At 69.1% G+C, this 15,826-nt stretch carries 12 protein-coding genes; 10 read left to right on the top strand and 2 right to left on the bottom strand.

What is annotated here, in order from left to right:
- Positions 1 to 63: 63 nt before the first annotated feature.
- On the bottom strand, positions 64 to 594 hold the full coding sequence (locus tag ABS73_RS11045; protein WP_277017959.1) for a hypothetical protein: 531 nt from the start codon (positions 592 to 594) through the stop codon (positions 64 to 66).
- A 414-nt stretch (positions 595 to 1,008) separates the two neighbouring features.
- Here ABS73_RS11045 and ABS73_RS11040 point away from each other — a divergent pair, with 414 nt between their 5' ends.
- A complete protein-coding gene (locus tag ABS73_RS11040; RefSeq protein ID WP_277017960.1) occupies positions 1,009 to 2,022 on the top strand; it encodes a sensor histidine kinase in 1,014 nt (337 codons plus the stop codon).
- A gap of 9 nt (positions 2,023 to 2,031) precedes the next feature.
- Here the strand turns inward: ABS73_RS11040 and ABS73_RS11035 are convergent, their stop codons facing one another.
- Complete coding sequence (locus tag ABS73_RS11035; protein ID WP_277017962.1) at positions 2,032 to 3,414, bottom strand: L-serine ammonia-lyase; 1,383 nt, start codon at positions 3,412 to 3,414, stop codon at positions 2,032 to 2,034.
- A 242-nt stretch (positions 3,415 to 3,656) separates the two neighbouring features.
- Here ABS73_RS11035 and dusB point away from each other — a divergent pair, with 242 nt between their 5' ends.
- The 9 genes from dusB to hflX all read left to right on the top strand — a co-directional run bounded on the left by dusB (position 3,657) and on the right by hflX (position 15,775).
- Positions 3,657 to 4,658 (top strand): tRNA dihydrouridine synthase DusB, encoded by a 1,002-nt coding sequence (dusB, locus tag ABS73_RS11030; RefSeq protein WP_277017964.1) that lies wholly within the window; start codon positions 3,657 to 3,659, stop codon positions 4,656 to 4,658.
- A complete protein-coding gene (locus ABS73_RS11025) occupies positions 4,655 to 5,767 on the top strand; it encodes a two-component system sensor histidine kinase NtrB (RefSeq protein ID WP_277017965.1) in 1,113 nt (370 codons plus the stop codon). Before dusB ends, ABS73_RS11025 begins: the two co-directional genes overlap by 4 nt.
- A gap of 12 nt (positions 5,768 to 5,779) precedes the next feature.
- Positions 5,780 to 7,225, top strand: a complete 1,446-nt coding sequence (locus ABS73_RS11020; RefSeq protein ID WP_277017966.1) for a response regulator — start codon at positions 5,780 to 5,782, stop codon at positions 7,223 to 7,225.
- Between the two features lie 73 nt (positions 7,226 to 7,298).
- Complete coding sequence (locus ABS73_RS11015; protein ID WP_277017967.1) at positions 7,299 to 9,560, top strand: sensor histidine kinase NtrY-like; 2,262 nt, start codon at positions 7,299 to 7,301, stop codon at positions 9,558 to 9,560.
- Entirely contained in the window at positions 9,557 to 10,948 is a 1,392-nt protein-coding gene (gene ntrX, locus ABS73_RS11010; protein ID WP_277017968.1) for a nitrogen assimilation response regulator NtrX, read from the top strand. Before ABS73_RS11015 ends, ntrX begins: the two co-directional genes overlap by 4 nt.
- A gap of 65 nt (positions 10,949 to 11,013) precedes the next feature.
- Positions 11,014 to 12,390 (top strand): Trk system potassium transporter TrkA, encoded by a 1,377-nt coding sequence (gene trkA / locus ABS73_RS11005; RefSeq protein ID WP_136857420.1) that lies wholly within the window; start codon positions 11,014 to 11,016, stop codon positions 12,388 to 12,390.
- Between the two features lie 12 nt (positions 12,391 to 12,402).
- Positions 12,403 to 14,034: a potassium transporter TrkG gene (locus ABS73_RS11000; protein ID WP_277017969.1), complete on the top strand. Its 1,632-nt coding sequence runs from the start codon at positions 12,403 to 12,405 to the stop codon at positions 14,032 to 14,034.
- Positions 14,035 to 14,148: 114 nt separating this feature from the next.
- The gene (gene hfq, locus ABS73_RS10995) at positions 14,149 to 14,382 is read left to right on the top strand and encodes an RNA chaperone Hfq (RefSeq protein WP_119885907.1); all 234 of its coding nucleotides are present in this window, start codon (positions 14,149 to 14,151) and stop codon (positions 14,380 to 14,382) included.
- Position 14,383: 1 nt separating this feature from the next.
- Complete coding sequence (gene hflX / locus ABS73_RS10990) at positions 14,384 to 15,775, top strand: GTPase HflX (RefSeq protein ID WP_277017973.1); 1,392 nt, start codon at positions 14,384 to 14,386, stop codon at positions 15,773 to 15,775.
- Positions 15,776 to 15,826: the final 51 nt, after the last annotated feature.

The following is a 15,826-nucleotide window of genomic DNA, read 5'->3' as shown; positions in this document are numbered from 1 at the left end:
GATTGGCAGGCTTTGGCGCGCGCATCGACACACGAATGCGTGACCCGCGCGCCGGGCGGGCGGTCAGCCCGCCGCCGGGGCGGCTTCGGCGGCGGTCTCTGCCGTGGGGGTCTGGCCGGGGGCGGCGCAGCCGGTGCGGGTCTGGCCGCTGACGGTCAGCCGCGCGGTCAGCGCAGAGCGGTCGCCCGACATGCTGTCCTGGCACTCGGCGGCGCGCAGGTTGACCACGAAGGGCTGCCCACCCAGCACGCCGATATATTCGACGCCCCGGTCAAAAACGATGCGGCTGACCGCGATCTGGCGGCCGTTCGGCGTGTCGGGCGTGCGATAGACGGCGGTGGTGCCGCTGATCTGGACGTTCCAGTCGGGCTCGTTGCCGCGCGCGACAAAGGCGGTGGCGCGATAGGTCAGCGGCTCGGCGGTGGCGATGGCGCGGGCGCCCGCGCCGGTCTCGATCGGCTGCTCCAGCGGAGAGACGGCGGGCGGACGCGGGCCTGCGGGCTCCTCGGGTTCGGCGGGGGCCTGCTCCAGCCCGACATTGCGGCGCAGGTCGGTCATCGCCTCGCTGTCGCAGGCGGCCAGGGGCAGGGTCATCAGGGCAAGCATGGCAAGCCGAGGGAAGGGGGGGCGCGGGAACATGGGGCTTTGGCCTTCTGGTTCGGTCTGGATCACTGTCCGTCCAGCGTTAGCAACCGCAGCCACAGGGGGCAAGCGTCACGCCCCCACTCCGGCAGGCCCTTGCCTGCGTCTCATGGCGCGCTGGCAGGGGGACGGAACCGCTGCGGATGGGGGCAGGGCGGGAAGATTCGTTGATAAATGATTATTGCACGTCCTGCAGGGGGTTGTTTGACGGCTTGGTCATTGAAGAACGGCGGAAATCCGGTGATGATCCGGAGATACCTTCCTCTGATCGGCGGCAATGACCTGATGACCTCTGCGGCTCCTGCCCGTGATCCCGATCGTCCTGACACGCGCGCGGGCGCGCGGTTCTCTTGGGATGATGGGCCGATGGCACGCCGGATCGGTGATTTCGACTGGTCTGCCACCCCGCTGGGGCCGATGGCGGGCTGGTCGGGCGCGCTGTTGGCGGCGGTGCGGATCATGGTGGGCCAGCGCCACGCCTGCTGCATGTTCTGGGGCCCGCATCTGATCATGCTGTACAACGACGCCTACAGGCACGTTCTGGGCGCCAAGGAATGTCATGCCCTGGGCCAGCCCTTTCGCCAGATCTGGTCCGATGTCTGGGAGGACGTGCGCCCGCTGGTCGATCAGACCCTGGCCGGGCGGGGCACCTATTCCGAGGAAATGCGCCTGATCATGACGCGCAACGGCTTTGACGAGGAGACGTTCTGGACCTTCAGCTATTCGCCGCTCTATGACGATGACGGCAGCGTGGCGGGGCTGATGAACATCACGGTCGACATGACCGCGCTGGTCCAGGCCCGCCGCAACCAGCAGATCATGCAGGAGGAGCTGCTGCACCGCATCAAGAACATCCTGTCGGTGACCTCGACGGTGGTGTCCTCCAGCCTGCGCAACGCCGCCACCATCCAGGAGGCGCGCGATACCGTGGGCGCCCGCATCATGGCGCTGGCCAAGGCGCAGGGCCTGTTCACCGGCCTAGGCGACAGCGCCGACATCACCGAGGTCATGGCCCGTTCGATCGGCGCGCATCTGGTCGGCAGCGACCGCATCCGCCTGTCCGGGCCGTCCGTGCCGCTGAGCAGCCAGCAGGCGGTCGGCTTGTCGCTGGCGCTGTACGAGCTGGCGACGAATGCCGCGAAATACGGCGCGCTGGCCAGCCCCCATGGCGTGGTCGAGCTGTCCTGGTCGGTGCAGGGCGACGCCTTTGCCCTGGACTGGCAGGAACAGGGCGGCCAGCCCGTCGCCCCGCCCACCCGCGAGGGGTTCGGATCGCGGCTGGTGAACATGATCGTCCCGGCCTATTTCGACGGCCAGGGGCGGGCTGAATTCCTTCCCCAGGGCCTGCATTACAGCCTGCGCGGCCACCTGTCCCCCTGAGGGCGCGCGTCAGCAGTTCGGCACGTTCACGGCCAGCCCGCCAAGCGACGTCTCCTTGTATTTGTCGGACATGTCGCGGCCGGTCTGGCGCATGGTCTCAATCGCGGCGTCCAGCGGCACGATATGGCTGCCGTCCCCGCGCAGCGCCAGGCTGGCGGCGGCCACGGCCTTGATCGCGCCCAGTCCGTTCCGTTCGATGCAGGGCACCTGGACCAACCCGCGCACCGGGTCGCAGGTCATGCCCAGGTGATGCTCCAACGCGATCTCGGCGGCGTTCTCGACCTGCTGCGGGGTGCCGCCCAGAACGGCGGCCAGACCCGCGGCGGCCATCGCGGCGGCTGATCCGACCTCGGCCTGACAGCCGCATTCCGCCCCTGAAATGCTGGCATTGTGCTTGATCAGCCCGCCTACCGCCGCCGCCGTCAGCAGGAAATCGGGCAGCAGGCGTTCGGACGCGCCCGGCACATGGTCCAGCCAGTAGCGGATGACCGCGGGCACCGTCCCCGCCGCGCCGTTCGTCGGCGCCGTCACGACCTGACCGCCCGCGGCATTCTCCTCGTTCACGGCCATCGCATAGGTGGACATCCAGTCGTTGATCACATGCGGCGCGGTCATGTTCAGCCCGCGCTCGGCCAGCAGCTTCTCATGGATGGCCTTGGCCCGCCTGCGCACCTGCAGACCGCCGGGCAGGATGCCGTCCGTCGCCAGCCCCCGGTCCATGCAGTCGCGCATCGCGCCCCAGATGCGGTCCAGCCCGGCATGCAGTTCGGGCAGCGACCGAAAGCACAGCTCGTTGGCCTCCTTCATCCGGGCGATGGACTTGCCCGAGCTCTGGGCCATCGCCAGCATCTCGGCGGCGCTGGCAAAGGGATAGGGCACGCTGGAGGTCGCATCCGTGCGCACCGCCCCCGCCTTGTCGGCCAGCTCCGCCTCGGTCATCACGAAACCGCCGCCGATCGAATAATAGATCTGGTGAAAGATCACGTCGCCCTGGGCATCGACCGCCGACAGGGTCATGCCGTTGGCATGGCCGGGCGGGGTGTGGTCGTAATCGAACCGCAGGTCGCGGTCGGGGTCAAAGACCAGCGGCGCCAGCCCCTGCGGCTCCAGCACGCGCGTCTCGCGGTTGCGGGCCAGGGCGGTTTCGGCCGCGTCCCTGTCCATGCTGGCGGGGGTAAAGCCTGCCAGCCCCAGGATCGTGGCGCGGTCGGTGGCATGACCCTTGCCGGTGAAGGCCAGGCTGCCATGCAGGCTGGCGCGCAGCCCGTGGGCGCGGAATGGCTGCAGGCGCAGCGCGTCCAGGAACCGCGCGCCGGCGACCATCGGTCCCATCGTGTGCGAGGAGGAGGGCCCCACCCCCAGCTTGAACAGATCGAAGACCGACAGAAACATGACTCTCCCCTTGCATTTCCTGGCCCATCCAAGCACGACCCGCCCCCTGCCGCCACCACGTTCCGCGCCGTTTCGCGTCCCGGTTGCGACATCGGCCCGCGTGCCGGTCTGAGGCGTGGGTTGCTTAAAGTGATTGCAACATGCTTGAATTGTGGGCAACTGGGACGCGCCTGCGATTTGGGCAGGTCCGGGGCCGCCTGCCGTTCTTGCGGGCGATGTGCCCCGGGGTGAAGGAACAGAACATGCGCTTGCCCGACCCGATCCTGCTTGGTGACACACCCCTTGGCCCGCCGGTGTTCCTTGCACCCATGGCGGGCATCACGGATGTACCGTTCCGCAGGGCCGTCGCCCGCTTTGGCGCGGGGCTGATGGTCTCCGAGATGGTCGCCTCGACCGAGATGGTGACGCCCCGCCCCTCGACCCGCGCGGCCGTGCGCGCCAAGGCCCTGACCGAAGGGCTGCTGCCCGTCAGCGTGCAGATCGCGGGCCGCGAGGCCGCGCCGATGGCCGAAACCGCCCGCATCGTGGCAGGCATGGGTGCCCGCATCATCGACATCAACATGGGCTGCCCGGCCAAGAAGGTCACCGGCGGCCTCTCCGGTGCGGCGCTGATGCGCGATCTGGACCATGCGATGACGCTGGTCGATGCGGTGGTCGGTGCGGTGTCGGTCCCGGTGACGCTGAAGATGCGGTTGGGCTGGGATGACGACTGCCTGAACGCCGCCGATCTGGCCGCGCGGGCGCGCGATGCGGGGGTCGCCATGCTGACCGTGCATGGCCGCACCCGCGCGCAGTTCTACAAGGGGCAGGCCGACTGGACCGCGATCCGCGCGGTGGCCGACCTGCCGGGCCGTCCACCCCTGGTCGCGAATGGCGACGTAGTCGATGCCGACAGCGCCCGCGCGGCCCTGGCTGCGTCGGGCGCGGATGCGGTGATGGTCGGTCGCGGCGCGCAGGGCCGCCCCTGGGTTCTGGCGCAGATTGCGCATGATCTGTGGGGCACGCCCGCCCCGCAGATCCCGCAGGGCGCGGCGCTGGCCGATCTGGTGGCCGAGCATTACGAGGATATCCTGGATTTCTATGGCGCCGAGCTGGGCCTGCGCGTCGCGCGCAAGCATCTGGGCTGGTATGCCGACGCGAACGGTGCGGCCCTGCGCGACCAGCTGATGCGCGCCGAGACCCCCGCCGCCACGCTGGCCCTGATCGGGCGCGCCTTTGGCGATGCCGCGGGGGTTGCCGCATGACGCCCCGCCCGCGCAACTTTCGCGAGGCCGCGCCCGGTCCGGGATGGGAGGCGCTGCCGCTGCCCGCGCTGATCCTGGACGCCGAGGGGCGCGTGGCCGCGATGAATGACGCGGCCGAGATCTGGCTGAACCTGTCGCGCAATTCCACCCTGGGCCGAATGCTGGAGGGGGACGAGATGTCCACCCGCCTGCGCCTGCGCCCGACCCTGGCGCCGCTGATGGCGCGGGTCCGCGCCAGCGACGAGGCGCTGTATCAGGCCTGCGTCCGCTTTGAGATCGGTGACCGCGCCGGCGGGCATCAGGCGCGCCGCGCCGCAGTCCATGCCGGGCCCGCGGGCCTGTCGGGAGGCGCAGTGTCTCTGCTGATCGTGCCCCAGGACGATGACGACGCGCATCAGGCCCGCCACGTCCGCAGCGCCGCCCGCAGCGCCATCGGCATGTCCGAGATGCTGGCCCATGAGATCAAGAACCCCCTGGCCGGCATCCGCGGCGCGGCCCAGCTGATGGCCATGAACGCCACCCCCGAGGACCGCGAGATGGCCGAGATGATCGTGGCCGAATCGCGCCGCATCGTGGCGTTGCTGGATCAGGTCGAACGCTTTGGCGACACGTCCGAGCCGGATCTGGCCCCCCTGAACATCCACGACGTGCTGGAACAGGTGCGCCGCTCGGCCAAGGCGGGGTTCGCGCGCGACGTGCATATCGCGACCGATTACGACCCCTCGCTGCCGATGGCGCTGGCCGATGCCGACCAGCTGGTGCAGGTCTGCCTGAACCTGGTCAAGAACGCCGCCGAGGCGCTGGCCGGCAAGGCGGGCGGCACGATCCGCCTGCGCACCCATTACGACCACACGCTGCGCCGCCCCCCCGACGACACCGACCCCACGGGCCGCCCGCTGCCCCTGCAGATCGAGATCGAGGATAACGGCCCCGGCTTTCCCCCCGCCATCGCCGACCAGGTCTTCGAGCCCTTTGTGTCGGGCCGCGAGAACGGCACCGGACTGGGCCTGGCGCTGGTCAGCAAGATCATCACCGACCACGGCGCGCTGATCCGGGTGGACAGCCGCCCCGGTCGCACTGTGTTCCGCATTTCCCTGCCCAAGGCATAAGGACCTGATCCCATGGACGGCACCGTTCTGATCGCTGACGACGACCGCACCATCCGCACGGTGCTGACGCAGGCGCTGACCCGCGCGGGCTGCAGGGTCCACGCCACCGGCAGCCTGGCGCAACTGCTGAAATGGGTCGAGGAGGGGCGCGGCGATCTGGTCATCACCGATGTGATGATGCCAGACGGCAACGGCATCGACCGCATCCCCGCCATCCGCGAGGCGCGGCCCGACCTGCCGGTGATCGTGATTTCGGCCCAGAACACCATCGTCACCGCTATTCGCGCGACCGAGGCCGAGGCGTTCGAATACCTGCCCAAGCCCTTCGATCTGCCGGACCTGATGTCCAAGGCGGGCCAGGCCCTGTCGCGGCGTCCGCGCAAATCCGACCCGGTGCCCGAGCCGCTGCCCACCCCGCGTGAGGCCGCCGACCCCGCCATGCCGCTGATCGGGCACGCGCCCAGCATGCAGGCGCTGTTCCGCATGGTCGCGCGTGTGCTGAACGCCGACCTGCCGGTGATCATCGCCGGTGAGGCGGGGGTCGGAAAGACCACCATCGCGCGCAGCTTTCACGAACTGTCGGACCGGCGCGACCGGGGGCTGGCGATCCTGACCTCGTCGGATGCCGGAGAGGACGCCATCGCGCGCGCCGCCGACAAGGCGCGCGGCGGTACCGTGGTGATCGAGAACCCGGCAGGCTTCGACGCCAGCGCCCAGGCCCGCCTGATCGGGCTGATCGAGGCGATGGAATCGGGCCCCGACCGCGCCCATGCGCCCCGCATCGTGGCCACGACCGGGTCGGACCCGCAGGCCGATGTGGCCTCGGGGCGGCTGCGGTCGGACCTGTATTACCGGCTGGCGGGGGTCACCGTCAGCGTGCCGCCGCTGCGCGCGCGCGTGGACGACATACTGCCGCTGGCCGCCCATCTGCTGGCCCGTGCGGCCGCCCAGGGGCTGCCGGAACGCAGCCTGTCGGATGATGCGGCGGCCATGCTGCGCGCCCATCCCTTTCCGGGCAATGTCCGCGAGTTGGAGAACATGATGCGCCGCCTGGCCCTGACCGCCAGCGGCACCGCCATCACCGCCACCGAGATGCGCGAGGCGCTGAGCCAGCAGACCGGCCACCGCGCCGCCGCCCCGGCGCCCGTCTCGACAGTGGCACCCACGCCCGAACCGGCGGGCGTGGTGCCGTTGCCGCAGGTCGGATCGCGCCTGTCGGATTCGGTCGAGGCGCATCTGCAGCGCTATTTCGACCTGCATGGTGACGCACTGCCGCCGCCGGGCCTCTATGACCGCATCCTGCGCGAGGTCGAGCGCCCGCTGCTGCAGGTGGCGCTGGATGCGACGGGCGGAAATCAGCTGCGCTGCGCCGATCTGCTGGGCATCAACCGCAATACACTGCGCAAGAAACTGACCGAGCTGAATATCGAGGTGACACGGCGCCGCAAACTGATGTAAAACCGCCACAGGGGGCAGCGCGGATAACACGCGCGCCCACAGCAAAAGCCGCGAAAGACGGCAAGTGGGGGTTATGGCAGGCTTGGCAACGGGGCTCAGCTGGGACAGGCTGGCCCGCATCCGGCTGCCCCGCCAATGGCGCGGGCTGCTGACCTGGGGGGTGGTGCTGACCGGCATCGCACTGGCCGTGGCGACCCTGGCGGTGATGGGCCCCTTCGGGCGCGGGCTGCAGGGACAGACCCTGCGCGCCGTGCTGCTGGCGGATCTGGTGTTCCTGATCGTGCTGATCGGGTTCATCGTGGCGCGGATGGCGCGGCTGATCTCGGCCCGGCGCAGCACGGCGCCCGCATCGCGTCTCCATGCGCGGCTGGTGGCGATCTTTGCGGGGCTGGCGCTGGTGCCGACCGTCCTGGTCGCGCTGTTCGCGGGGTTTCTGGTCAATATCGGGCTGGAGGGATGGTTCTCGGACCGCGTTCAGCAGGTCGTCACCACGTCGCAGGCCGCAGCCGAGGCCTATCACGCCGAACATCGCAGCGATCTGACCGAGGATGCCCGCGCGCTGGCGGGCGTGCTGACCCAGGCCGGGCGCACCAACCCGCTGATCGAGGACGGAGAGCTGCGCGGCCTGCTGTCCCAAGGCCAGAGCCTGATCCAGCGGGGCCTGCGCGAGGCCTATATCATCAACGGCGCCGGAGAGATCCGCGCGCGGGGCGAGCGCAGCTATCTGTTCTGGTACGAGGCCCCCTCCAGCGATCAGTTGGACCGCGCGCAGGCCGACGGCATCACCCTGATCGAGGATTGGGAGAATGACGAATTCCGCGCGCTGGTGGCCCTGCCGCCTTTGGCCGACCGCTATCTGTATGTGACGCGCGACGTGGATGGCGACCTGCTGGGGCTGGTCGATGACACCCGCGCCACGGCGGGCGACTACAAGCAGCTGGAGGAGATGCGATCGCAGGTCCTGCTGGAGTTCTCGCTGGTCTATCTGGGGTTCGCGCTGCTTTTGGTGGCGGCGGCGGTCTGGATGGGGCTGTGGTTCGCCTCGCGCCTGTCGCGGCCCATCGGCCTTCTGGCGCAGGCGACCGACCGCGTGGGGCGCGGCGATCTGGACGTGCAGGTCCCCGAGGTCCGCACCGGCGACGAGATCCAGACCCTGGGCCAGGCCTTCAACCGCATGACCCGCCAGCTCAAGACGCAGCGCGCGGAACTGATCGAAAGCTATCGCCTGTCGGACGACCAGCGGCGGCTGTTCGACAATGTGCTGACCTCGGTCACGTCCGGGGTCATCGGGCTGGATGCGGCGGGGGAAATCGACTTCGTCAACCGCTCGGCCAGCCGGCTGCTGGGGTTGGACGCGAAGCGTGACATCGACGCGCTGCTGTCCGAGGTGGTGCCGGAATTCGCGCCGCTGTTTGCGCGCCTGTCGGCCTCGGTCGCGGAGACGATCCAGGACGAGATCCGCCTGATGCGCGAGGGGCGCGTGGAAAGCCTGCTGGTCCGCATGGCCGTGCGCCGCGGCACCGACGGCGCGCTAGAGGGCTATGTGGTGGCCTTCGACGACGTGACCGAACTGGTCAGTGCGCAGCGCATGGCCGCATGGGGCGACGTCGCCCGCCGCGTGGCGCACGAGATCAAGAACCCCCTTACCCCCATCCAGCTGTCCGCCGAACGCCTGCGCCGCAAGTTCGGGCCGCTGGCCCCCGAGGGCGACCGCGCCGCGTTGGAGCAATATACAGACGTGATCATCCGCCAGACCAACGACCTGCGCCGGATCGTGGACGAATTCAGCCGCTTTGCCCGGATGCCCGAACCCGACCGGGCGGAAACCGACATGGCCGCCCTGCTGCGCGAGGCGCTGCTGCTGCAGCAGGATGCGCTGCATGCGACCATCACCCGCGACATCCCCGACGATCCGGTCATCGTGGATTGCGACGCGGGCATGATGCGGCAGGCACTGACCAACCTGTTGAAGAACGCCGGAGAGGCGGTCGATGAACAGGCCGCCGCAGCGCCCGCAGGATGGCAGGCGCGCATCGCCGTGACGCTGCAGGTGGACCCGGAATCGGTCTGCATCCGTATCACCGATACAGGGCCGGGCCTGCCTGCCGACCGCTCGCGGCTGTTCGAGCCCTATGTCACGCTGAAAAGCCACGGCACGGGGCTGGGGCTGCCCATCGTCAAGAAGATCGTCGAGGAACATGGCGGCAGCCTGTCCCTGACGGACGCGCCCGACCCGCCGGGCGCCATGGCCGAGATCCGGCTGCCCCGCGAACGCCACCCCGTCCGGGCCCCCAAGACCAAGAGCAGACAAGAAAAAGACGAGGCGACACCATGAACGACATCCTGATCGTCGATGATGAACGCGACATCCGCGAACTGATCGCCGACATCCTGCGCGACGAGGGCTTTGACACCCGCATGGCCGCCAATTCCGACGAGGCCGTGGCGGCCCTGAACGACCGCGAGCCATCGCTGATGATCCTGGACATCTGGCTGAAGGACAGCCGCATGGACGGCATCGACATCCTGAAGCAGGTCAAGCGCAACAATCCCGACGTGCCGGTGATCATCATCTCGGGGCATGGCAACATCGAGATCGCGGTCGCGGCGATCAAGCAGGGGGCCTATGATTTCATCGAAAAGCCCTTCAACATCGACCAGCTGATGGTGGTCATCAACCGTGCGATGGAGACCGCCCGTCTGCGCCGCGAGAACAGCACCCTGCGCCGCGGCGGCGACCGCGCCGCCGACATGCTGGGCCAGTCGGCATCCTTCAAGCGGCTGCGCGATGCGCTGGACAAGGTCGCGCGGTCGAACGGCCGGGTGATGCTGGCGGGCGAACCCGGCACCGGCAAGGAGAGCGCCGCGCGCTATATCCACGCCCACAGCCCCCGCGCCTCCGCGCCCTTCGTCACCGTCCCCTGCGCCACGATCGAGCCCGAGCGGATGGAGGAGGTGCTGTTCGGCCGAGAGACCCCCGAACGCGGGATCGAGCCGGGCCTGCTGGAGCAGGCGCATGGCGGCATCATCTATTTCGACGAGGTGGGCGACATGCCCATGGGCACCCAGCCCAAGATCCTGCGCGTGCTGACCGAACAGCAGTTCGTGCGCGCGGGCGGCGCAGACAAGGTGCGGGTCGATCTGCGCGTGCTGTCCTCCACCAACCGCGATCTGGTGGCCGAAATCGCCGCCGGGCGGTTTCGCCAGGAGCTGTATGACCGGCTGAACGTGGTGCCCATCGCGGTGCCGTCGCTGGCCGACCGGCGCGACGACATCGCGGCCCTGGCGCGCCATTTCATCGAGCAGTTCCACAAGAACCAGGGCCTGACGCCCCGCGATCTGCCCGAGGAGACGGTCGCCGCCCTGCAATCCATGCGCTGGCCCGGCAACATCCGCCAGCTGCGCAACGTGATCGAACGCGTGCTGATCCTGGCCGAGACCCACGGTCCGATCCTGCCCGCAGAGCTGGAGCCGCAGGGGGCCACGCCCGACAACAGCGACACGCTCAGCCTGGGGCCGTCGGTCACGGCGATGGCCCTGCGCGAGGCGCGCGAGCTGTTCGAACGCGAATACCTGGTCGCGCAGATCAACCGCTTTGGCGGCAATATCAGCCGCACCGCGCAATTCGTGGGCATGGAACGCAGCGCGCTGCACCGCAAGCTGAAATCCCTGGGCGTGGTCGGCGGCATGCGCGGCGAGGATGAGATGGTGATGGGCAAATAGCCCGCGCTTGCACGGGACGCGCGCCCGGCATAGGCAAAGAGGGCGCGCGACAAGAAGGGTGACGCATGAAGATCATCATCTGCGGGGCGGGGCAGGTCGGCTGGCAGATCGCCCGCCACCTGTCGGGCGAACGCAATGACGTCACCGTCATCGACAACAACCCCGACCTGGTCCGCCGCGCGACCGAGGCGCTGGACGTCCAGGGCGTCACCGGCTTTGCCAGCCACCCGGACGTGCTGGACCGGGCGGGGGCGCGCGACGCCGACCTGATCATCGCCGCGACCCATTCGGACGAGGTGAACATGGTCACCTGCCAGGTCGCGCATTCGGTCTTTCGCATCCCGCGCAAGATCGCGCGCCTGCGGTCGGGGGCCTATCTGGACGCGATCTATTCCGACCTCTACCGCACCGAACACCTGCCCATCGACGTCGTCATCAGCCCTGAACGAGAGGTCGCGCTGGCCGCGCTGCAACGCCTGTCGGCGCCCTCGACCTTTGATGTCGAGACCTTCATGGACGGCAAGATCCAGCTGCTGGGGATCGACCTGGAGGCGGACTGCCCGGCGCTGAACACGCCTTTGCGCCAACTGACCGAGCTGTTCTCCAGCCTGCGCGCGATCGTGGCGGGGGTGCGCCGCAAGGGGCGGCTGTTCGCGCCCGAACCGGGCGATCAGCTGTTCGCGCATGACCAGATCTATGTCTTCAGCCATATCGACGACGTGGCCCGCACGTTGGACATCTTCGGCAAGCCGCCCCAGAAACAGGAACGCGTGACCATCATCGGCGCGGGCAATGTGGGCCTGGCCGTCGCGCAGGCGCTGGAGGCGCGGCCCGACCGCATCCGCGCCAAGCTGATCGAACGCGACCGCGCGCGCGCCGAATTCGCCGCCGACCGGCTGGAGCGCACCATCGTGCTGAACGGCGACGGCCTGTCCGCCGAGATCCTGGAGGAGGCCGCCGTCCCCCAGGCCGATGCCGTCCTGGCCGTCACCGACGACGACAAGACGAACATCCTGGCCTCCGTGCGCGCCAAGCAGGCGGGGGCCAAGATGGCCATCGCGCTGATCAACGACCCCACGCTGGTGCCGCTGATGGGCGCGCTGGACATCGACGCCTATATCAACCCGCGATCGACGACGGTGTCGACGATCCTGCGCCATATCCGCCACGGGCGGGTGCGCGACATCTATTCCATCGGCGATGCCGAGGCCGAGGTGATGGAGGCGCAGGTCCTGTCCACCAGCCCGATGGCCGGGCGCGCGCTGCGCGACATCGATTTCCCCGAAGGCGCGCTGCTGGGGGCGGTGCGCAAGGGCGACCGCGTGGTCAAGCCGCTGGCCGACACCCGCATCGACGAGGGCGACATCGTGCTGATCTTTGCCCTGACAAAGGACGTCCCCGAGGTCGAGCGCCTGCTGCAGGTCTCGATCGACTTCTTCTAGGGCGGGGGCGGCATGATCGCTTTTCTTCAGCGGGTTCCGCTTCTGGTGCTGCTGGCGGGGCTGGTGGCGCTGATGATGATGGGGCCTGCGGCCTATGCCTCGGTCACGGGGCATGCCTTCATCGCGCGCAACTTTTTCTACGCGGGGCTGCTGATCCTGGTGTTCTGCGGGCTGATCGGGCTGGCGACCCAGGCCAACCCCCGGCCGCAGCGCTCTCGCGAGACGCTGCTGATGATGATGGGCGTCTATGGCATCCTGCCGCTGCTGCTGGCGCTGCCCTTTGCGGAAAGCCAGCCCGATACCGGTTTCTTCAACGCCTGGTGGGAGATGGTGTCCTCGCTGACCACCACGGGCGCGTCTCTCTATTCGGCGGACCTGCTGCCGATGCCGCTGCATCTGTGGCGGGCGATGGTGGGCTGGATGGGCGGGTTCTTTGTGCTGGTCGCGGCGGTGGCGATCCTGGCGCCCCTGCGCGTGGGCGGGTTCGAGATCATGGCCAGCCCCTATAACCGCAAGGAACATCACGAACAGCTGGCGCGTTCGGCCGATCCGCGCCGCCCGGTGCTGCACCTGTCGGACCCCGGCTTTGACGCGCAGCTGGCCGATCCGTCGCGACGCCTGTTGCGCGCCGCGCTGCAGGTCGGGCCGCTTTATGCGGGGCTGACGCTGACGCTGTGGGTGGGGCTGCTGATGCTGGGCGATCCGTCCTTCGTGGCGCTGGTCCGGGCGATGGGGACGCTGTCGACCTCGGGGATCTCTCCGGTGATCGGGCCTGCGGGCGTGGCCTCGGGCATTCCCGGAGAGATGCTGGTGTTCCTGTTCCTGATCCCGGCCCTGTCGCGCCGCTTCTGGCCCGGCGGGAACGAGCTGCGCGCGACCGAACGCCTGGTCGAGGACCCGGAGCTGCGCATGGCCCTGGGGCTGGTGGGGCTGGTCGCGGCGGTGCTGTTCCTGCGCCATTTCCTGGGCGCGATCGAGGTCGACCGCGCCACGCCCCCCGACCCCCTGGGCCTGACCGAGATCGGGCGCGCGCTGGCCGCCATGTGGGGGGGACTGTTCAGCGCCCTGTCCTATCTGACCACCACGGGCTGGACCTCGGTCGAATGGGCCGATGCGCGGGTGTGGTCGGGGCTGGACGCGCCGGGGCTGATCCTGGCGGGGCTGGCGATGATGGGCGGCGGCATCGCCACCACGGCGGGGGGCGTCAAGCTGCTGCGCGTCTATGCCCTGGCCCGCCACGGCCAGCGCGAGATGGAGCGCATCATCCACCCCCATTCCGTGTCGGGCGGCGGCCGCATCGCCCGGCGCCTGCGCCGCGAGGGGGCCTATCTGGCCTTCATCTTCTTCATGCTGTTCGCCATCTCGATCGCGCTGGTGGTGGTGCTGGTCTCGATCCATCCGATCGAGTTCGAGACCGCGACGATCCTCTCCATCGCGGCGCTGACCAATGCGGGGCCGCTGGCCGGGGCCATCCCGCTGACCCCCGCGTTCGAGGGCACGGCGGGCATCGCCTCGGCCCCGTGGGAGGGGTGGTCGGGCCTGCCCGACTTTACCAAGGCGGTGCTGGCCTGCGCCATGGTCCTGGGCCGGATCGAGACGCTGGCGGTGCTGGCACTGTTTTCGCCGGAATTCTGGCGCCGCTAGGTGTGGCCCAAATGTTGTCACTCAACCTTCGCAGATCCCGCCAAGCTTGCATGGGGTGCCGCATGGGCTTAGATGTTGACATCACAGGGACAGTGAAAAACGGACGATTAACAAATGGCTGGCGACAAGCAGAACCTGCAGGATGCGTTCCTGAACCATGTCCGCAAGGCCAAGGTGCCCGTCACGATCTTCCTGATCAACGGCGTCAAGCTGCAGGGCGTGATCACCTGGTTCGACAATTTCTGCGTGCTGCTGCGCCGCGACGGGCAGTCGCAACTGGTCTACAAGCATGCGATCAGCACGATCATGCCGGGCCAGCCCATCACCCTGTACGAAGGCGACGATTGATTTGGCAGAACTGACGGAGACCGCGGCCAGCCCGACCCGGGCCTATGTGATCCACCCCGATCTGGGCCGTGCCCGCACGCAACGCCGCCAGCCCGAGCATTCGCTGGCCGAGGCCGTGTCTCTGGCGCTGGCCCTGCCGGGCATCGAGATGGTCGGCTCCGAGGTCGCCAACCTGCGCGAGCCGAACCCCGGCAAGCTGTTCGGCAAGGGCAAGCTGGCCGAGATCAAGGAACGCCTCGAGGCCCTTGAGGTCGAGCTGGTTCTGGTCGACGGCCCCGTGACCCCGGTTCAACAGCGCAACCTGGAGAAGGACTGGGGCGTCAAGCTTCTGGACCGGACCGGGCTGATCCTGGAGATTTTCGCCGACCGCGCCCGCACCCGAGAGGGCGTGCTGCAGGTCGAGCTGGCCGCACTGTCCTATCAGCGCACGCGCCTGGTGCGCGCCTGGACCCACCTGGAGCGTCAGCGCGGTGGCCTTGGCTTCGTCGGTGGTCCCGGCGAGACGCAGATCGAGGCCGACCGCCGCGCCATCGACGAACAGATGACCCGCCTGCGCCGCCAGCTGGAGCGCGTGGTCAAGACCCGCACCCTGCACCGCGCCGCGCGTGCCAAGGTGCCCTATCCGATCGTCGCGCTGGTGGGCTATACCAACGCCGGAAAATCGACGCTATTCAACCGGTTGACCGGCGCGGACGTGTTCGTCAAGGACATGCTGTTCGCGACCCTGGACCCGACCATGCGCGCCATCAAGCTGCCCGATGCGGGCGAGGGTGGATCGGGGCGGCGGATCATCCTGTCGGATACCGTGGGCTTCATCAGTGACCTACCGACCGAGCTGGTCGCGGCCTTCCGCGCCACGCTGGAGGAGGTTCTGGAGGCCGACCTGATCCTGCATGTCCGTGACATCAGCCACCCCGAGACCGAGGAGCAGGCCCATGACGTGGCCGCGATCCTAGACAGTCTGGGCGTGGATGACGACGTGGCCGCCATCGAGGTCTGGAACAAGATCGACGCTCTGGGCGACGACACCCGCGCCGCCCTGCGCCGCACGGATGCCCGCACCGAGGGCGTGCAGGCCGTCAGCGCCCTGTCGGGCGAGGGGCTGGACGATCTGATCGCCGCCATCGACCGCCAGCTGGGCGACGTCCTGGACGAACCGCGCGTCGAGGGTCACGTCGTGCTGGATTTTGCCGATGGCCGCAGCCGCGCCTGGCTGCACGAGGCCGGCGTGGTCGAGCGCGAGGCGGCGGGCGAGGACGGGCTGCACCTGGACCTGCGCTGGACCGCGCGGCAGAAGGGCGCCTTTGAGGCCTTTACCGGCACCGCCGAAGACACCGACGCGGATGACGAACCCGATGAGCCGCGCAGCGGCGGGTGGCATCCGGCGGACTGAGCTTTTTGCGTCCCGCGACGGGGTGCGAGGGGCCAGCCCCCCGCAACCCCC

It is taken from the genome of Paracoccus sp. SCN 68-21, from assembly GCF_001724535.1.
GTDB classification, from domain to species: Bacteria; Pseudomonadota; Alphaproteobacteria; order Rhodobacterales; family Rhodobacteraceae; genus Paracoccus; species Paracoccus hibiscisoli.
The sequence above is the reverse complement of the archived record's forward strand: the minus strand, read 5'-3'. Positions and strand labels throughout refer to the sequence as shown.